A 20,147-nucleotide genomic window follows, 5' to 3' on the forward strand; every position below is an offset into this window, starting at 1 on the left:
GAAAAGGTAAACAAGTCCTTCTAACACTTTTCGCTGAAGAACTGTTTGAGGGTTATCTGGCTTGTTTTACGATTCATTATATCATCGTATATACTGATCAGTTTGAGCATCCAAACCCGAAATTTATTTTGACAGTTGAGCTGCTATCCATTACGAAATTCCCGCTCGGTAGTTTGCCCTTGGCATCGGCATACAATATCGCCGAAAAACATTAAAAAGCCATTATGCCCGCCATTGACCTTCGTAGCCTTCTACAAAAGCCTGCTCGTATTCGCATCCAGTTTGTAAACAATCGGCTTGGTAGCTGGCTGCTGCCTTGCCATATTTGTATTTGCCAGGCAGAACAGTACGGCCAATAACACTAAATATTTCTTTTCATTTTTTTAAGGTTTAGCATTTAATTTTTCCAGCGCGGCATGAGCCTCATTGTCTTTACTGTCATTTGATTTTACCGACTGTTGATACGCGGCTATGGCACCAGCATTATTTCCAGCCGCCAGCTCAGCTTTGCCCAGCAAGTTATAATTCTCATAAAATTGGAGGTTCACTTTGATGTTAAACTTCAAGATCGCCACAGCATCTTCATTGCGCCCCTCAGCCAACAGCTTTTCTGCAGTTTCCCTCAGGCCATTGCGGTTTGGGCTGCGCAAATTGTACACATAATAATTCTTTGGATCTTTAACCAGATTCTGATACAGCTTGGTCGCCGCCCCAACACCATCTTTGATTACTGTATTGTAAACCAATTCCCCATAATCCTTTTTTGGCTCATTAAGCCCCGGTTTATTATCCAGCACATCCTTTAGGTATTCATTGGAGATCGCTACAGAAACATTCCCAACCTTAGAACCCGCACTGCCCGTAATGATCCCGATCAGGTAACCATTGGCATCAATTACCGGCGAACCACTGCAGCCGCCCTTATGCGTCTTCATGTCCCGCTCAATGAGGATATCCATTCCGTATTTCTGATATACTTTTCCTTCATGAACCGTACACAGGCTGTCATCATAGGCACAACTCAGGATATACACCTTCTCTCCCGGCTTCACTTGTGTATAGCGGGGTTTCAAAGGGTATAAATTTGACGAACTCTTTTTCACTGTAAATACAATCCAGTCTCGGTCCTGTATGGTAGAGCCCTTACCCTCCAGCACTTCATTCGGGTCTTCATTCAGCAACTTGCCGATCACTGCCGAATCCTGTGTGTCACCTTTTGGCCTCATCACCCATTTCTTAAGCGCAGCATTGACTTCAGTCGCCTTGCTTTGTTTATTTTTTGCGATCCAGAGGATGTGCTTGCCAGTCGCCGCCAGCGTGTCCTTACCATTGTCAATTAAAAAAGCCGTACCCGCATACTTAAAAGAAGAATGAACGTAGCGGTCACCATTTTTAAACTGCACCTCGTTGATCAGCGCAATCTTCGGCCACTCAGAAATCGGCTCGTCTACCCAGCTTTCCTTTCGCTGGCCAAAACCCGCCAGCGAAAAGCACATCAGCATCTGAAATAATAAATTAGTTTTCATCTGAATATAGTTATTTACCCAAACCTAATTTAAACAGCCCATTTCGGCACCAACAACATTGTAAAAAGAATTGTAAAAAATGTAAATTCAGATTAAATAGTGCCGCTATCATCTTTAAGAACCAATTTCGGTAGGTTTCTCAGCTGAGTGACAGCAGTAAGACACAAGAGAAACAAAACAAATAAATAATACTACTAAATATAAATATCTCAAATCTATCTATTTGATCTATTCAAAATCCATTAGCTATTGCAAGTATCGACCTCCCATTCGTCAACACCTGGGTAGTAAAGTTTAACAAAAAATTATATAAATCCTATCTAAAGATCGTCTGGTTCTCAAAAGGTTCTAGAAAAAACTAGATATAGACCTTGGATTATTTACAAATGGATTCATCTAGTGTTTCTATAAATGCTACCAACTCATCGAACTTCTTTGTTCCGTTAAGAATACCGTCAAAAATCTCAGAAGAATTTTGATCGAAATCTCGTGAATTAATTGGGGACTGTATGGCTGCAATCACAAAATTGTACTTTGTCAGATACCTTATTCTGAGTTCAGAAGATTCACGTTCTAAAACCTTGCCTTTAACCTCTGCCGCTCCGTCGTCATATTGTTCCCTGGAGATTTTGTGTTTTCCATTGAAAATTGCATACTCTTCCCAGTCGTATCCGTAATTTGCAATTCGATGTTTTCTATGTTCTTTGGAATTTTTATAAACACCAGTTGGAGATTCAGCTTTAGTTTGAACATAAATGAAACTGTGTTTGCTATTGTCAGCTCTAGAAACTGCAATCTTTTCAATCGTGTGTTCATAATAATCAAGCAATATTTTATTTCCGTCAACAATCTTAAATGTCTTTATATTAGCATTCTTGCCACCTCGGAACCACCAAACAGGATTATTAATTTGGGGTGATTCTGGTGAAAACCTCAATGGCTGTTTCAAAACGATTCCTAACCTACGTGCAGCTTCAGCACCTGAATGCCATTTTATCCCCGGTAAACCAGGAAACGCATCTGCCAGTCTGTAATCAAAAAAAATAGTCGATCTATCGTGTATTATTTCGAGTTCGGCAGGTTCGTCATCTTTTTCAACTTCAGGTTCTATATTAGCTTTTATCTTTCCTGCTAAGGTTAAGATAAAGGGTATTAGAAACGATAATCCAATTACCACTACCAAACATAAGGTCAGCCAATTAACAGAAATTGTTACTTTTTCAATTAAAAAAAACCAAAACTTCTTTAGGGATGACAAAAGGCTGGCATTATCGATTAACGACTTTATCCCGATCCAACCCAGGGTCAAAATGGAACCACCAACTGTAATGATTATAGCGGATATAACCTTACTCCATACCGGATCGTTCCAGTTATTCTTAATCAGTACAATTATTTTTTTATATAGACTTTTCATTGAGCGTATTTGAATATGCAAAAATAGAGATTATTATTAACCAGTGAATAAGATTCACTGACACAGGTTTAGCAATTTACAAAAGCATCCTGTTAAACCCCACCTTTGCGAATTTGCAAAGTCTTGCTCTTTTCTACAATCAGCGAATCCCTACATCCAACAATTTCCCCATTATCATAAATTAGTGTAAATGGATCACTGAAGTTAAAGGTGTAGAAGTCCAAATTGTGGGATTGTAGACCATCCTTACTTGCTGGATAGTTGTTATACTGGAGTTTGTTATGTTTAGGTTTCAACGCGTTGATCAGCGCTTTTTCAGCATCTAAATAAATTACATTGTCTTCAATCGGCTTTTTACCCATTAACATGTTAACCGCAATGTCCATTTCATCATCATCAGGAGAGAAAGTATTCATGAAAATATTATCCTTAAATGACAGGAAAAGTATCGCTATCTCTTCCGTAGGCAAGGCTCCGTAGTGAAATGGTCTTTCAATTGATAATATATCTTGCAGGTGAGAATGTCCTGTCAGCCTTTTTATTATGTCCTGTTCCGTAGCCTTACCAATATAGTGGACCTTATATTTTAAGAATAGGGTTACATCACCTTTGATGTTGATTTCCAAAGCATCCCGCAAATAATGATAAATTAATTTCTCAGGCGATATCCAATAATAATCATCTCCGGTATTGACCACAAAATTAGCCATTGATGAAAATGGCATCTTGTAGTCATAAACGACTTCAGACTTTGGGTAGGTATAATTAATTGCAATATCACACCGACTTCCAAAAGGCACATTAAATTCATCCTGAAATAAAGGAAACTCACATTCCAGCTTTTCTTCCCTGCCTTTTTGATGAAGTTCAAATTTTAAAACAGGATTTTCTGGATCGCTACCATCAATATAAAAATTTTCAAAAGTTAATACTGGTCGTTGTGCAATTACATATAACTTACCTGAATTGATGAAGTGCTGAATGATTGCATCATCTTTTACCATGACAAAATCATAATTACTCAAAGGAGTGTATGCCAACTGTAATACATTAAAAAGTCGCTGTTCTGCCATAAGCTATTTAGGATTTGATAAGTTCTTTCTTGCCTGTTGAGCAACCATTTCTAATGGCCGTCTGACCATAACCTCTTCCCATAAGTGTTCACTAACAACCATTATCTGATTTTCATTAAGTTTTGCATTACTGAAATCGGCCATGACTTGTTCAGAAATGTCACCTTCGGCTTTGAAAAGTATAAAACCAAATTTATCGACATTTAAAGATGCAGGGTTGCCAGAGTTAATTGCTGCCAGAACATTTGCTGTCTCGTCTTTATATGATTCAGCAGTAATGATTGTGTAAGGATGCATAGTAATGTTCCTTGCCTTTAAATTTGCATCTAAATCAGAATTTGTTAAAGCTTTAAATTCTAATAGAGTACTTCTTAAAGATTCTGTTAAACCAGGGTCGAGAACGTAGTCTTGAAATATTTCCAAAGATGAAACTGTTGCTCTCCAAAACATGGAATAAACTAAAAGACGCATAATCACCGGATTGGGCGTCGCCATTTCAACTACCTTTAAATATGATTTTATATTCGTCTTTTTAAATTTGCCGCTGGCAACCTTGGCTTTCCAAAATTTTAAAGATGGCGCAGAAGCAGTTTCGAGCAAGCTAAAATAATATTCACATTCATCGCATAGGATATAGTTTTCTTTGGGTGAATCCTGAACAGCTCTAGGCTTGAGTGAGAGTTCGTTTTCTCCATTAAATGCAAATCCACGTCTTTGAGCTCCTTTAGCACCAAAAAAGCCTGTTGAAATAAACCTTGGTAAAATATGTGAATTGGTTTTGTTGGCGGCATTAGCCTGGCACAACAAACACTCATCAGTGGACTTCCTCATAATGCTGATCAAATTGTTTCCCGTGTTGTGTGAATGGAAATGTATCTACTGATTTCTTCGACCCCAATCTCCTTGAACATTTTATTTGTAATGGAATTGCTTAAATCTGAAATTATGCCACATTTCGATCCTTCTTCAGCAGTGAGCTGACTTGCAATCTCATGAACTAGACATTTAGCATATCCTTGACCACGGTTTAAATCATTGGTAAAAAGACTTCCGATGATAGGCAATTCAGTATCATTGTCAAGAACGGATGCAATGTTTTGATATTACCATCAACTTCCCAGTGACATGTAGTCGCGTTCTGGATGCCCTGAAGGGCAATAGTTCTGGCATAGTTTCGATCTCTTCCTTCCCGTTCACCCCATTCTTCCAAGCCATACTGGTAATACATTTCCCCGATCACATCCAAATCCGAATTTCCCGAAAAACAAGCTTCCCCACTGCATGGACGAACTAGTGGTATAACCTCATTACAATGATAAATAACCCTTTCTTTATATACTTCATTTTCTACCCCACTTTTTTCAAATAGTCTTGAAATCAGTTCGCTAGTGCCGCAAAAGGTAAACCGTTTCGTAAACTTTGCAATTTCAATTTTACTCAATAAACCATCAATTATAGCATCTGACCATTTTAATGCATATAGGTAGTAAACTGAATCACCCCAAACAGCAATTGCATTTCCCTCATCATCGTCTAAAATATTATAAGCCTCGTAAACGGATTGTCTACCCGCATTCAATTCGTCGAAATACTGAATCAAATGATAGTATGCTAGTCTGTTTTTGTAAATGACCTTTTTATTTTCATTAAAGAAATCTTGAACCTTAGGGTATTCAACGACCTTAAACATGTTTCATAATATTTGATTAGATGTACAAAAGAAAATCAAAACCAATCTAAAAATCTGTATGCGCCAGAATGTGGGCTGATTATTTCAGTCTGCTAATTTAATTAAGCAATTTTTCGTTCATATACAGTCACTTTAAAAACAGGAAGTATCCACACAGCTATGCCAGTGCCTAAACTGTAACTGAAATCGACAGAATCTTTTTTCAATACAACACCTTTGGAGTCATAAGCTTTCTTAGTTAATCTATTAAATGCAATGACTCCATTAGAATGATAAGCATTGCCTGTTAATTTGTTGTATGCTTGAACCCCGTTTGCGTGATAAGCATTACCAGTTAACCGGTTATAGGCCTGAGATCCGTTACTATGATAACCATTGCCTGTTAATTTATTAAAGCCTTGTGAACCATTATCATGATAGGCATTACCTGTTAATCGGTTATATGCCTGTGCTCCATTTTTGTGGTAAGCATTGCCTGTCAACTTATTATAAGCCTGTGCTCCGTTATCATGATAGGCATTACCTGTTAATTCATTCCATTTAATTGCGCCGTTAGTGTGCTTGAGATTTACCATAAGATTTGTTTAGCTTTAAGATGATCAACTTGTATAAACCTGTAAATGAACATTGCCAACAGTATGTAAATAATGTGCTGTTGTTCCCAGTATCTGAAGTATATCCGCAGATGCCCCCGCTTTAGCCAACCCTGGTTGTACAATGTTTATATGAAAGCGAAGTTCTTTAGTCCATTTGGCTGCATTAAGCAAATATTCCATTTCATCCTCTGTGCCTTTTACCAACCTCGAGCACTGCTGTCCATTTCGCGTCTTTATCTTTCGCTTGAAAAGATGCTCAAAAAATTCCCTACCTGGGCGATACTTCCAGTTCAGCGATTTCTGTGCCTGTCCACAAACTTGATAAAAATTCTCAATGTTGTTCCCAACCTGACCGTTTCTGGCATATTTTAAATGATATAAATGAATGTCGATATGACTCGCAGAATCATTGATACCGATAATATCAGCAATCTCGCCGCTGCCATCGTCATCATAGATTATTTCATATTGGTTTCTGATCTGTTCAATAAACCGATACTGAATCGAATTCTGCAAATATGGATGAATCCCCTGCGATTCACGAGAAAGATTTACACCAACCCATTGTTGGCTGATGATCTGATCCAATGGAATATGATCTGCTTGCTTTCTCAATTTCACATATTGGTTTTGCATAAGTTGGCTGCCGTCTGCAAACCAGAAAAGTGGCGTCATATCCTTAAGATAGTCGACCAAATGTTCAGTTTTTGAACCACTAATGATCTCTGCCGAAATGTTGCCTATTTGTAGTATGTCGAAACTCGGCACTATCTCCCCATTTAATTGCGCCGTTCCGAGTACTAACTCAAATTCAATGGTATGTAGCTCGCTGGAGATAGAAAAGCGGAGATGCTCGCCTTGATGATCAACGATATCGATATCCAACTCCCAAAGATATGATCTAATCCCATTTAAATAGATCTGATATCGGCTCTCCGAAAACTTGTACATCTCCGGATTCCAATCAACCGCAGTAGCTGTGACGGCTGGTCGTGAGGTGATTGTCTCAACTTGTAACGTATGCTCCAATACAGTATTGGGGTTAATATCAGCATTATTTATAATATCGCCGATAGTCCTACACCAAGCAGTAAGCTCCTGTAGATTACCTCTTAGATATGACCATACCTTTCCTTTGACAGAACATCCTAATGAAACTTTGTTTCCATCTTTGTAACCTACCCCAAAGATGTTGTTTTTGATTAATGTGCCTTGTTCAAGCATGTGCAAACCATCTTGTACACCTTTTCCATAAAAGGATTGGAAGCTAATATCACCTGGCACACCTTTTCTAGCACCTACATTAAAGAGTGATAGCCTGTATACTTCATGAAAAATACGAAAGACGTTCATTCCCGTAATTTTTACCTGATCACCTTCAAATATCTCGTCCACCAACGTTTCAGAAGAAAAATTCTTTATGGATGTATTGACAAAAACCCGGTTAATTTCTGGACGTAAATCCCAAAAAACCACAATCATATCCCAAGTAAGGTCTTGAACCGTATCAAATCCACCCCATTCAACTCTTGCCACTTTACCCAAAATAATAACCAAAGTATTCTGTTCTGCATTATAATCCGAATACTGATGATCATAAGCATTAAGATTATTAATACCCTCTCTCCAATTGTTCGGATTCCAGGTATCACCGCCATTTTTATAGACAATAGTACTAAGTGCTGGATTGATACTCTGGAACGGTATTATTGAATCTTCTAGATGATTAAATCCATCCAAAAAGTTCTTAAAATCTATTTGTTGTTGTTCAGCCCCTTCACTCAGCATAGGCAATAAAAGATTCCAATCAGCATCCTTTGCATAGAGCTGATCAAGCTCATCTTTAATCGGTGGATAAGCCATATTAGTGATGAAACTTGCATTTCCTAACTCATTATAACTTGTTCTTGTAAAGCGACCGATAAACTGCAAAGTAATCGGTATGCTCTGACGTTCATCATGGATAGCACCAATTTTAAGCTCTGGAAGATCAAATCCCTCTCCCAACATATCTACGCAGATAATGATTGAATGTTCTTTCGCTTTAATAGCCTTTATAGTGTTTTTTAAACCAGGTTTATTGTTATATACTACAACAGGCTTAAGATCAGTATGAGGTGAATAGTATTGGAGAACTTCTTCAGCTCTGTCTTTAGTCATACACCTGGCCAAGATGATGTGCGGATATCCACTTTCAATATCAGCTCTTAATGTAGCTACTGCTTTATCAGCAATCATTTTATCTGCTTTAGAGCGGTCATATTCTCTTATTGGCAGAAATTTAATCTCTTTATAATATCGCTGTTCCTGAGCCTTTCGAAGTGGAAAATTAAAAATAAACTTTCCCTTAAGCCGTTTTCCATCGTTCCTATAAGGCGTAGCAGTAAAAAGAAATACTTTACGTTTATCAAAACGCAAAATGAAATCCTGCCAGGTAGTCGCTTCAGAATGATGCGCCTCATCAACATACAGATTCGAAAATCTCTCTGACATCAACGCCTTTTGTTCTTGGGTAGCACCAGAGGCTATTGCCATCGTAGTAATGACTACATTGGATCGGGATATAAATTCTTCAAGTTCTTCAAGAGTGCTCACTCCCGAAGTTAAAATTCCTACATGCGGGTTGATGGCTTCATTCCCTACTACACCAAAGCGTTTTAATAAACCATAAGTTAGAAATTTTTCAAAAAGTTGAGTACGCAATGAATCAGAGGGAACAGTAACTAATAATTTGATTGCCGGGCTTGCAACCATCGAACAGATCATGGTTTCCGTTTTTCCAGTGCCAGTAGGCATAACTACTATACCAATATCATCACCACTATACTGGTGAGCAAGAATAGAATGTATAGCCCCAAGCTGTGGGGTACGCAGTCCATCAGTGTTATTTTCGGTATCTTCCTTAATAAAATTGAAACTCTCCGACCATGACGCAGTAACTTCTTGTGGCGTCGACTGCGTAATCGATGGGTGTTTAAGCCATTCTATCAAATTCAAATTCTCAGCTTCAAAATCCCTTTTTGTAGGAACCCTTGAAGATAATAGAACATAGGAATGGTCTTCAGAAACAAAATCTCTATTCGTAGTAATTACAAAACGCCTATCCCCACTGTTGATTATAAACGGGTCTCTACTCTCTAAAATGCAATTTTCAAGAACAGAGTTTTCACCGCAATATTGGATGATCTTATTGCCTCCAGTATTATACAGTATATTGAGGACTTTTGGAAGTTTTGTATTAATCATGGAGCTTAAATAGATAACTTACTAATATATAGATATTCTGACACTTATAGACTGATTCAGTAAATGTAAAGCCTTATTTGTGTAACACATTACGGATTCCCGTAGGTTGCTTGTTAAATAAATTTATACCTACTAGAGTATTTCCCAATCTGCTATATCGTAATCTTGCCAAGATTTGGCAAATGCCTATCGCTGTATAATCATTGCAAGAAAATTAAATTATGAAAACAGCAATTTTATACCTCCGTGTAAGTACCGATGAACAAGCATTAAGGGGTTATTCATTAAGAGCTCAGCAGGAGATGCTAATTAACTACTGCAAACTGCATGGCATTAGCATTTTAAAGATCTTCACAGAAGACCATTCTGCAAAATCTTTCAAACGACCGGAATGGATGAAGCTCACTACCTATTTGCGTAAACACCGGTCGGATTTCCTCCTCTTTACCAAATGGGATAGATTTAGCCGTAATACCTGTGATGCTTATCAGGTATTGGCAAACTTAAAAAGGATGGGAACTAACCCCCAGGCAGTAGAGCAGCCATTGGACTTAAATGTTCCTGAGAACAAATTAATGCTTGCATTGTACTTGGCTATACCGGAAATCGAAAATGACCGACGAAGCTTGAATACTCAAATGGGCATGAGGCGTGCGAAAAAAGAAGGACATTGGTCTGGCAGGGCGCCACTTGGCTATAAAAACAAGAACTACGAAGATGGGAAGAAATATATTTCACCAGAAGAGCCTTATGCTTCTGCAATCAGGTGGGCATTTCAAGAGCTTTCCTTAGGTATGTCTTCGATGGCGGAAGTTCATAGAAAGGCATTTAAACTTGGGCTTACCTGTAGCATTAATAACTTTCATTCCCTTGTACGAAATCGGATTTATTGCGGAAATATCAGAGTTCGAGAAATAGATGGAGAAGAAGAACACATCATAAAAGGTATGCATGAACCATTGATAACAGAAAAGCTATTTGACAAAGTTCAAAATGTATTGAAAGGAGACATCAAACCTAAAAAATTTGCAATTGCTACACCAGAAGATTTACCGCTTAGAGGTTTTCTGAAATGCCCTAGCTGTCATAGAATGTTAACAGGAAGTGCTTCTAAGGGTCGTAAAAACCATGTTGCTTACTACCATTGTAAATCGCCATGCAAAGTAAGATTCAATGCCAATCAGGTAAATCAGGAATTTATCGAAGAACTAAAACTCTTTAGAATCACTAAAAGGGATCAACCGAAATTCTTACAAGATATCATCAGCGCTTATAACGAAGTCAGAAATACGGCTTCCTCCATGAGGCAGAGCTGTATAGATGAATTACACAAATTAGATGATCAGATCATTAATGCTAGAGAACTTTTACTCGCTGGAAAGATCGAACCATCTGATTTTAAAAGCCTGAAAATGGATTACGATAATAAAGTAAACGCAATAAATGTTCAATTAACAGCACTTAAAGAGCGATTTAAAGATAAAATCAATATTCAACCTCTGGTGATCAATGCTATAAAAACGCTCTGCACTCTTCCTCGTCTTTATCAAACAGCTACGATTGAAGACAAAAGATACCTAGTAGAGATAATTTTTAATGGAATGTTGATTTATGACAAAGATGGGTATCGAGCCATAAATCTCAACCCGATTACAGAGATAACATATCTGAAAAACAAGGAGTTACAAAGGAACAAAAAAGGGGAAAAGTATCTTTAAAGACTCTTTTCCCCAACTACGGGTGGCCCCACTTGCTTCTGTCGACGGATTTTATGTACGATTTAACGCGTCTAGCGAACCTAAAGGGGAAAATGATGGAGATAGATCCGCAACTTTCAGAGCGGCTTTTGGGATCTTAGCATGTTTTAGTCGCATGCGGATAACTTCAATCAATTTTATACCTAGTAGAGAAGATGGAAGTTCTCTACTAGGGAATATTTCGATTAAAAACTATCTAGTAGTCATAAAGTTTAGCTTTGATGAGTAACCATATTAAATATTTACATATAATAGTTAAACCGTCTGTAATTGCGTTATCAACTGGATATATTGTAATGATCGGAAGGCGACCATTATTGTCCAATTTTATAAAGGAAGGTATAAAGAAAATTCTTGTTGTTAAATCAATAAAGAGCTTGATTGGTTTTGATACATCGAATACCATATATTTGAAACTATAAATCAACTAACTTATAGAATATATTGGATTATATTCAAAAAAATAAATGAGTAATTCGCCAATTTACAAACAATTATCATCAAAGCTCTTCGACCTGTTCTATGTCGATGATAACAAATATGGGCGACAAAATGATAATGGAACTTACCGACTAGTAAGAAATAAAATTACACCTGCTACGATAGATGATATGTTGCTCGAGCAAAAGAGCCTACTATCTTACCAGGAAATTCATACTTTACAGCATGCCTTTATCAAATGGATATGTCTTGACCTAGATATTGTTAAAGCCGCTATTGGGGAAGAAGAAGTTAAAGAATCCGATCTTCAGCTAGTTAAAAAGTCCGCTGATAAAATCTGTGAATATTTATTGAAAGAAAAAATACCTTATCTTCTTGAATTTTCTGGAAGAAGGGGGTTTCATATTTGGATCATTTTTGATGAGCTGCAAACCAAAGAAGATGGCTTTAAACTTGTTAAATTAATTAGATCCAAGGTAATACTTGAACAAAACATCAATGTAGATTTATTTCCTAAAACGCCAACTGTTACGAAAGGATCAAAAATGGTTGGGCTGGGCGTAAAATTACCACTTTCCCAAAACAAAGTTTCCAATAAACTATCTTTCTTTTTAAACAAAGCTGGAGATTTCAATTTCGACAAGAAATCTCATCCATCCGAGCCAACGAACGACTTCCTATTAGCCCAACTCAATATCATTGGAGATTATCCTTTGGTAAAAACTGAGAAGATTAAACCATACATTGATGAGTTTGATCAGATACAAAAAGAGGTTTTTTCGAAATCTCCATTCGCCTTTTTAAAAAATATTAGAGTTGAATCTCCCCCTAGAATGAGTGCGAACTTAGAAGGTGTACTTAATTCATTAAAAAAATGTGAGCACATTGGTTCAATTCTGGAAAATTATCAACAAGGGCTTAGTGGCCATAGTAGAAGTTTGATGGTTGGACTGCTTGGAAAATTGAAAAATGCAGATGACCCTAATTTGGGCTATAATTTGCTTAATGAGTTTTTCTCTGGCATTCAAGGCTATAGAAAAGATATAACTGAACAGAAACTAAAACTCGCTGAAAACTATTATCCCGTTTCTTGTCATCATTTAGGTAGATGTAAAACCTGCACTTGTGATCCAATAGACTCTCCAGTTCAACTTATAGATGGAATCGAACTGATTCCTCAACCTCCATTTAGCATTACTAATATATCCAAGGATCTTTTCGAAACCATTGTTGCTTCTACATCACGGTACAATCTTATCAATGATGAGATTCCATTGTACAGTCAATTGAAAAAGCTCGAACACATTTCAATGGACAAGGTTGAACAATACATTAGTCAAGTTTTTGAAGGTAATTTCCCAGATGTCAGTGAAGTATTCAGATTCGACAGAAACGAGATCGACAAGTTAAGAGTACTTTATAGTATAGATTATATTACAAATGTTGTTTCCTCCTACTTTCTATTTGTTTTAAATAACCTTTTTTACTCTGAAGTTTCACAGAACTCCTTCGGTTATCGCATTGCTCCAGGATTTTACAATTCTAATATTTTTTCTAATTGGTTCGTCAGCTGGTCAATTTTTTCAAAAAATGTTCAACAAATCTTAGAGGGAGAGGAATTTAAAAATTACTATCTAATTAAAGTCGATATAAAAAGCTTCTACGATCGTATTGACCTCCAACGATTACAAATTAAGCTTTATGAAGAAGCTCCACCTAAGATTGATGCCAAAATAAAAGAACTTGATGATCAAAGCCGATATCGATACCATAATATTGTCAAGTATCTCTTGCGTATTTCCAGACAAACAACTGGTAATGCTGATAAAGGGCTTCCACAAGGTCCAGCATATGCACGTTACCTTGCTGAACTATATTTGATAGGACTGGATCGATTAATTGAGCAGGAACTTATTAAAGATAAACGTCGAGAATTCTACTACAGATTTGTCGATGATGTGTTTATTTTCGTCGAAGATAAAGAAAAAGCCAAAGAGGTATTGCAAAACATACAAAAATGGTCTTCTGTTAATGGGCTAGAATTAAACCCTTCAAAAACGGAAATCAGCAATGTTCACGAGTATTTCATTTCAGGTAAATTTAAGCGCTTTCAAGATGATGCGAAATATTCAATAAATAAAGCCAATAAGAATAAAAATCTGTTATCTGAAATTGAGATTCAGGAAGCCATTGCAAAATTGGATGGTATTACTGAGGATGCAAAATTTGGCATCAAAGATAATATCAGATTTTTTTACTACCAGTTCTCCGGTGATTCAAGATTGAAGCACATCAGAACTAAACTAGCGGGCATTCTGCCATTTTCCGTGTCAGGTCGGGGAACGCTTTTTATGCTTTTTTACAGTGACCTTTTTGATAGTTTACCAGAGATATTTTGGGGACTAATTAAGCAACAAGAACGTATCACAGGTCTTTCCTTGGGGCAATACTTAAATACGATTCTATTGAAAGACAATTCTTTGATCGAGCATACCGAAAAAGTAGAGACCCTGCTTGCATCGATGTATGAAAGAATCGATTTAAACGATGTCCATCGCAGTTTAATACTTACTTTGGCCCTCAAATATAAACTTAAAATACCAACAAAATTTCTAACTCAATGCTCCAAACCCCTTATACATTCGGCAATGGAAACACCTGAAATCGCCTACACAGAGGATAATTATCAGGTGCTCGAACAAATGTTGGCTGAAAGAGATAAAGTCGATTTTATCTCAACGGTATACCAGATTGTAACCAACCATCAAATGACAAGTGATGTTGCACAGAACCTTGCCAAATACGTCATAGCCAGATTTAGTGAATGGCGCGATAGCCCTGAGATGGTTGAAAATTTAAAATCTCCTGTCGTTGCGCTTGAGTATTACCATTCACTTTGTTTTTTAACATTATTTGAGCATTCAGATGACCCCTCAGCCCTATCAGTTGCTTGGGAAAATCTACTAAAGGTTTCTAAAGAGATAGATTTAGGTGAGAAAAAAATAACTTTTGATTGGATTAATAATGCCATTGAAAACTATTCGGGTGAATTCTCTGCCAGCAGCTATAACCTATTGTTGGCTAAAAAGGAAGGTTCGGATCTAAATAAGTTTGAATGCAAACACAATTTCATTGACTTATTCCTTGAGATATTATTGATTTTCCATTTCGCCAAGAACTTGAGCTTGGAAATGTTCCAAAAGGGAGCCCACTCCATTATTGATAAAGATTCGATGTTCGGAAAATGGTTAGTGAATGACAATGCAAAATTGTATCCCATGAGAGATATGTTATGTGTAAAGAACCTGTCTTTGAATGGTTTAATAGTATTGACCAATGATAGCCATGTTTTCATTAAAAACATCAACGGAGAACTACCACTGGGTCAATTCGAATACTTAACCATCAATTCAAGTGACGATGGCACTGAATGCGAAATCTTAATGGAGGATTCAACAAAGCTCGAAATATATGAAACTGCGCCAAATTTTCATTCATTAATTATCCTCATAGCAGACCGAATCAGGAAAGATGAAACGTTTAAGAAAGATTTCAAAACAAACTATCCTGTCTATTACAATAATCCCTTTTTAATAGAGAATAAGCCGCTAATTCCTTTCTATTCCGTTTTTGAGAAAAAAATAGCGATGTCGGGAGTTGCGCAATCAAATGACGCGAAAGCATATTGGGAAAATCTATTCACGTTAGCTAAAGAACATAACCCAAACCTCTGGGCGCTTCAGGATAGCGAAAACCCTTTCAATTTTAAATTGAGTGCATTAAACGAACGATTTTTCCCTAAATCTGAGACCATTCTTACCAGTGACCAAGAAAAATTAGAATTTATCTGCGCTTTTGCTGAATTGGAGAAAGTTAATCCAAATACAAATGCGTTTCAATTTCATTATGCCTGGTTGCAAACTGTTTGGAAATTTGTAGAACGGACAGCTTCAAATGTGAATAACAAGTTCAATCAGTTATTAAGCATACATTTTGCTCAATTTGTTGCAGAAGCAGAGATTGCAATCGATGTATTATTTGCTGTAGATCACCGAACCCAGCCAAAAAACACCACACTGCAAGAATTCAATGATAGTATACGGGCCTCGTTTATCTTGTTCCAAAACGAAGTGGATTTAGGTGACTTTAACTTAGTGACTTTGCTAGATGAAGAAACAAGCCTCTTCAGCGATGTAATTTATGAAACTGAAAAAATTAGACCAGCTGACTTTTTATCAATAAAATTGGAATTTGCACAATTTTATAATATAGAAAAAGGAGAAAGAGACATCAAGGTTCACTACAAAACCGAAGATCTTACGTCACTACCTGTATATTTATTCGATCGCAATACCTCTCAATTTTGGTCCAAAACTTACCTGGAATTGCAGCCACTAATTAATGGCAAAAGGTACTACACTTACAAAACCGAGAAAGGTGTCTGGGTTTACATTACTGAACCTGAACTATCCAAGGCTTATGAGCGCGTATGCGAAAGAAGGGTCATGTATGAGAATGCAAAATCCGTTGTTAAATTCAAAAAGGTATTCCCCAAGGATCAGGATTATTTGCAAGCAAAAAAAGAATTTGAGGCCTATCAGTCCGCAGCATTCGTGCGCATGTTAACACCACACTATTGGTCAACTTCAGATGTAAGCGAAAGAGTAATAAATTGGCTAAGCATCTTTAATGAAGAAAGCATTAAGGGTTCTCAGCTCGCAAAATATATGGCCGAACATGAACCTGTCATTCAAATACCAAAATTACATCGTGCGATTATGGAGGTGGCACTTATTCATAAAGGTCCTACAGATGAAAATATTGAGGAATTTAAAAACACTACGTCCAAATATATAGAGGATGGGGATTGTATTTTCCCACTAAAACATCCTGGAAGGGATGAAAATGGATTGTTACGGCTAATTAATAAAGCTAATTTTTTGCCCCGGGCATTTGATTGGGACAAAAATGCAAAGGTGCTTTTTAATTCAGACCTAACAGGAAAATCAATTGTACTCATTGCAGATTTAACAATTTCAGGTAGTCAGATGCTTAAAGCTCTAGAATATTATTTGAAAGACTATAGTAAAATTGAAGAACTGAATGAAGCAAACAGGGTCGCTGAGGAACACAATCTAAAGTACTTCAGATATGCCTCGATAGAGGAAGCCAATAAATGCTTACAAAATTTTAAAAACGCAAAAGAAATTGTAATTCTTTCGCCTATGGTAACAGAAAAATTCGTCAAGGCCATTACCCAACATCCGATGCTTGTTGATAGGGTGAAAATAAAGGCAATGACAACTTTGCGAGATGATGAATACCTTCTAGGCACAAGTGCATTGGATGGGCAAAATAGAACTCTTTTTGATACTCTCCTCAAGGATGAACAATTAATAAAATCATTGTTTGAGGTTCCAAAAGAACTCGAATACGAAAGGACAGTAAAAGATACTTCAAAATTAAATGTTCTTTTACGCGTTGGCTCTATGCCCAGAAAACACATAAGGTTATTTTCATTAAAATCTAAAAATAGTGGCTTAACTCTTTTCGACTACATAGAAAATTGGGGTATAATCAATTAAACTAACTGCAAAAATTAGTTTAAAAGTCACTTTATTTACTGGTATGACTGCAGAGGGTCGCCGAAATTTTGGCTGACTTCTGCATACTACAGCTGCTCAAAAGTTTGGAAACCATCCTTTTCAAATACATAAAAAACAGTAAAGACAAGATCTGCTATTTCCTAGCATTCGGTTGAGCCAAATAGAAATTACTTGTACTTACTTAAATTGCTACAGATAATCGTAGATTTAAATCATCAAATTATCAGCAATCATGGCAAAAAACAGTCAAAGTTTTCGTGCAGAGAATCCGGATGAAATTGTATTTCTTAGACTCAACAGGCTTAAAAGCACGAGACTTTGTGAAAATTTGTTGCGAGACAAGCTAAGTGAAACACCAAATGCAGCAATCACTGATGAGGTAATAAAAACTAAAGCTATTGGATTGTCTTCGGTAATAGAAAGTGCGTTGGGCTATTGGCAATCGCCTTCCCAATCACTTAATTCCAAAGTCCTGTCACGTTACTATTTTATGCTTCAACTGACTATAGCTGAACAGGTAGCTAGTGTTGTTAATATAGATGGGCTTCGAGAAATTCAACGTCATACAGAAAATGGTCACGGTTTAAAAACTTTCCTCATACCCAACGGTAAAGTCCATAATAACCTTTTAATTTATGCAACACAGGGCGAACATTTTAACTCTTACGGAAAATTTCTGGGATGGGATATGAAAAAATGTATTCAAGACAAAGGAATAAAAAAACAGGATGATATAACTCCTGACGTTCGCGAGAAAATGCTTAGCCTTTCTCAGTTATTCAGAACGATACCCGAGTTAAGAACAGTAATTGAAGAATACTTAGATGAAGCACCACTATCTTTGCATGTTGGACATTCCCAGTCTAACATGATTGCTCAGTCCGAGTTTAATGAAATGTTTATTAAAACTCACCACCGGCTCCCTACACTTGAAGATTCCCAAAAATTAGACAAAACTACCGATGTTGGAATCTACACAGAATCCTCTAAAATCGACATTCCCTATTTGGAAAGCCTAGGCATGCCACTTCGTAACTTTAGGACTTACAGTGATACGGTTTCTAAAACCGATACAATTATTGGTTCCATTTCTCACCCTGGCAATATGACCTGGTGGAAACTGTTTCCAACATATTCATCTCAATACGTTCCGACCAGCTTTGTAAAACTGATCTGGGGAGAACGCTATCATTCTGTTGCAGTAAATTACGTATTACTTTATGCGCTTAGTATCATAGTAAGATATATGCCAGATGTCTGGTATCGCATAACCAGTGGCGAAGACAATCATATTGGATCTTTAATCGACTATTATATTTCCGTAATGGATCACGTGCTGCCGTTGCAAATGCTCGAACATATACAAGGGACAAAATTAAATATTCATAGTCAAGGCAGTTGGATGGGAGAAATATAACTAGCAATTAAAAATCATAGAAATATATTTATTGGTTTTGCATAGCCTTCGAACAAATCTGTGTGTGACAATCAATTTCTCGTAGTCCGGCAAGACAAACATGTAGCAACGATGGAAATCAGATTTTCTCCCTTCACGGGTTGTTCCAATCCAGTTGTCCAAGCATCTCCTCCAATCCAATATCATTGCGATCATCATTTACTTTATATGCCTTAGTTAACATCTCTTCGTAAATCGCTTTTGTATCTCCCTTCGCATCAGTAAGCATTCGATGCATGGTCAAAGTCTGAAAATCCGCCCATGCAAATATTTGTAGCCAAGCAAGATCTAAGTCTGTTCTTTTGCTCTTGTTCTGTAGCCAGTACGCCCTGTTAAGGCAGAACGCAGCATAATCAGCCAGTTGTAACATCGGTTCCTTTTCGGAGGCAACATATCTGATTGTTTTATCGATGAAATCACTTTTAAATTCATTCATTTCCTGGATACTTCCATCCTTCTGCCTTCCAGCATCAATAACTATCTCTACAGGTGGGTAACCATTCCTGTTTTTTTTCAGAAAATAATGGCAACGAAGCAACAAATAGCACAGCGTGAGGTCCTCATGCCTGGTCATATCAAAACCATCGATCAAATGCTTTCCTTTGGGCCGCACGATTTTACTTCGCTCATAATCGGCACTAGTCATCGTCATGTGGAGGATAGGATATTTCATATCCCGGAAAATAGTGGCAAAATGTTCGAATATCTGCAAGCGGGTATCAAGAGATACACCTTTATATGCTCTAACCCCACTAAAAATATCAGTGAAATGAAATTCTTTTGCACCATAAATACCGAAGTTCTCTCTGATTAGCACTGTCATAAATGAATGCGCTTGGATGCGTTGCTCTGAAGTTAGTACAACTGCGTACCAACTTTTACGATCGGTAGTATCGTATAAATTTTCAGTTTGTGTCCCGGGATTTCCGGAGTCATCAATAAAAATTCCTGCTCTCATTTCAATGGATTTTCAGTATAAACCTAAGATATTTATGCCGGAACCTGAAATATTTCAGATCCTTGTTCTTATCATTTAATCATGCCCAGCTCTATCACAATCAATTTTATACCTAGTAGAGAAGTTTGAAAAGTTCTCTACTAGGCATTTTTAAATCAAAAATTGACTAGTAGGTATTTTATTGTTGATGTAAATAGACCGATATAAAATTGGGTTAATATTAATATGATTCTCCACAATCGCTTCGCCATTAATCTCATTTACAAATTGAAGGGAAATCATTATGCCTACATAATAATTAGGCTCACATCAAAGAAATTATCAGAATTTTCAGGATGGTAAATCTCTATAACAACAAGACCATTTTTAAATCAGTATGAT

At 36.9% G+C, this 20,147-nt stretch carries 12 protein-coding genes; 3 read left to right on the forward strand and 9 right to left on the reverse strand.

What is annotated here, in order from left to right:
* Positions 1 to 383: 383 nt before the first annotated feature.
* The 8 genes from HQN86_RS12350 to HQN86_RS12385 all read right to left on the reverse strand — a co-directional run bounded on the left by HQN86_RS12350 (position 384) and on the right by HQN86_RS12385 (position 9,548).
* Entirely contained in the window at positions 384 to 1,496 is a 1,113-nt protein-coding gene (locus HQN86_RS12350; RefSeq protein WP_172661262.1) for a S1 family peptidase, read from the reverse strand.
* A 406-nt stretch (positions 1,497 to 1,902) separates the two neighbouring features.
* The gene (locus HQN86_RS12355) at positions 1,903 to 2,943 is read right to left on the reverse strand and encodes a hypothetical protein (protein WP_172661263.1); all 1,041 of its coding nucleotides are present in this window, start codon (positions 2,941 to 2,943) and stop codon (positions 1,903 to 1,905) included.
* 92 nt (positions 2,944 to 3,035) lie between these two features.
* Positions 3,036 to 4,016 carry a hypothetical protein gene (locus HQN86_RS12360; protein ID WP_172661264.1) on the reverse strand — a complete coding sequence of 327 codons (981 nt, stop codon included), beginning with the start codon at positions 4,014 to 4,016 and terminating at the stop codon, positions 3,036 to 3,038.
* 3 nt (positions 4,017 to 4,019) lie between these two features.
* Positions 4,020 to 4,859: a hypothetical protein gene (locus HQN86_RS12365; RefSeq protein ID WP_172661265.1), complete on the reverse strand. Its 840-nt coding sequence runs from the start codon at positions 4,857 to 4,859 to the stop codon at positions 4,020 to 4,022.
* Positions 4,856 to 5,080 carry a GNAT family N-acetyltransferase gene (locus tag HQN86_RS27155; RefSeq protein ID WP_172661266.1) on the reverse strand — a complete coding sequence of 75 codons (225 nt, stop codon included), beginning with the start codon at positions 5,078 to 5,080 and terminating at the stop codon, positions 4,856 to 4,858. Before HQN86_RS27155 ends, HQN86_RS12365 begins: the two co-directional genes overlap by 4 nt.
* Positions 5,044 to 5,706, reverse strand: coding sequence for a hypothetical protein (locus HQN86_RS12375; RefSeq protein WP_172661267.1), 663 nt, complete (start codon positions 5,704 to 5,706; stop codon positions 5,044 to 5,046). The genes HQN86_RS27155 and HQN86_RS12375 overlap by 37 nt, the downstream gene beginning before the upstream one ends.
* Positions 5,707 to 5,807: 101 nt before the next feature.
* On the reverse strand, positions 5,808 to 6,281 hold the full coding sequence (locus HQN86_RS12380) for a hypothetical protein (protein WP_172661268.1): 474 nt from the start codon (positions 6,279 to 6,281) through the stop codon (positions 5,808 to 5,810).
* Between the two features lie 24 nt (positions 6,282 to 6,305).
* Positions 6,306 to 9,548, reverse strand: a complete 3,243-nt coding sequence (locus HQN86_RS12385) for a DEAD/DEAH box helicase (RefSeq protein ID WP_172661269.1) — start codon at positions 9,546 to 9,548, stop codon at positions 6,306 to 6,308.
* 221 nt (positions 9,549 to 9,769) lie between these two features.
* Here HQN86_RS12385 and HQN86_RS12390 point away from each other — a divergent pair, with 221 nt between their 5' ends.
* From HQN86_RS12390 to HQN86_RS12400, 3 genes are all read left to right on the forward strand, one after another.
* Positions 9,770 to 11,266, forward strand: coding sequence for a recombinase family protein (locus tag HQN86_RS12390; protein ID WP_172661270.1), 1,497 nt, complete (start codon positions 9,770 to 9,772; stop codon positions 11,264 to 11,266).
* Between the two features lie 506 nt (positions 11,267 to 11,772).
* Entirely contained in the window at positions 11,773 to 17,331 is a 5,559-nt protein-coding gene (locus tag HQN86_RS12395) for a reverse transcriptase domain-containing protein (RefSeq protein WP_172661271.1), read from the forward strand.
* A 253-nt stretch (positions 17,332 to 17,584) separates the two neighbouring features.
* Complete coding sequence (locus tag HQN86_RS12400) at positions 17,585 to 18,769, forward strand: YaaC family protein (protein ID WP_172661272.1); 1,185 nt, start codon at positions 17,585 to 17,587, stop codon at positions 18,767 to 18,769.
* A 133-nt stretch (positions 18,770 to 18,902) separates the two neighbouring features.
* Here HQN86_RS12400 and HQN86_RS12405 read toward each other — a convergent pair whose 3' ends face one another.
* Entirely contained in the window at positions 18,903 to 19,766 is an 864-nt protein-coding gene (locus tag HQN86_RS12405) for a DUF3800 domain-containing protein (RefSeq protein ID WP_172661273.1), read from the reverse strand.
* Positions 19,767 to 20,147 lie beyond the last annotated feature (381 nt).

It is taken from the genome of Pedobacter panaciterrae, assembly GCF_013204795.1.
Classification (GTDB): domain Bacteria; phylum Bacteroidota; class Bacteroidia; order Sphingobacteriales; family Sphingobacteriaceae; genus Pedobacter; species Pedobacter panaciterrae.

Bases quoted from the DNA above. Each gene is read 5' to 3' on its own strand.
- HQN86_RS12350 (WP_172661262.1), bottom strand. From the start codon at position 1,496: ATGTGCTTTTCGCTGGCGGGTTTTGGCCAGCGAAAGGAAAGCTGGGTA.
- HQN86_RS12355 (WP_172661263.1), bottom strand. From the start codon at position 2,943: ATGAAAAGTCTATATAAAAAAATAATTGTACTGATTAAGAATAACTGG.
- HQN86_RS12360 (WP_172661264.1), bottom strand. From the start codon at position 4,016: ATGGCAGAACAGCGACTTTTTAATGTATTACAGTTGGCATACACTCCT.
- HQN86_RS12375 (WP_172661267.1), bottom strand. From the start codon at position 5,706: ATGTTTAAGGTCGTTGAATACCCTAAGGTTCAAGATTTCTTTAATGAA.
- HQN86_RS12380 (WP_172661268.1), bottom strand. From the start codon at position 6,281: ATGGTAAATCTCAAGCACACTAACGGCGCAATTAAATGGAATGAATTA.
- HQN86_RS12385 (WP_172661269.1), bottom strand. From the start codon at position 9,548: ATGATTAATACAAAACTTCCAAAAGTCCTCAATATACTGTATAATACT.
- HQN86_RS12390 (WP_172661270.1), top strand. From the start codon at position 9,770: ATGAAAACAGCAATTTTATACCTCCGTGTAAGTACCGATGAACAAGCA.
- HQN86_RS12395 (WP_172661271.1), top strand. From the start codon at position 11,773: ATGAGTAATTCGCCAATTTACAAACAATTATCATCAAAGCTCTTCGAC.
- HQN86_RS12400 (WP_172661272.1), top strand. From the start codon at position 17,585: ATGGCAAAAAACAGTCAAAGTTTTCGTGCAGAGAATCCGGATGAAATT.
- HQN86_RS12405 (WP_172661273.1), bottom strand. From the start codon at position 19,766: ATGAGAGCAGGAATTTTTATTGATGACTCCGGAAATCCCGGGACACAA.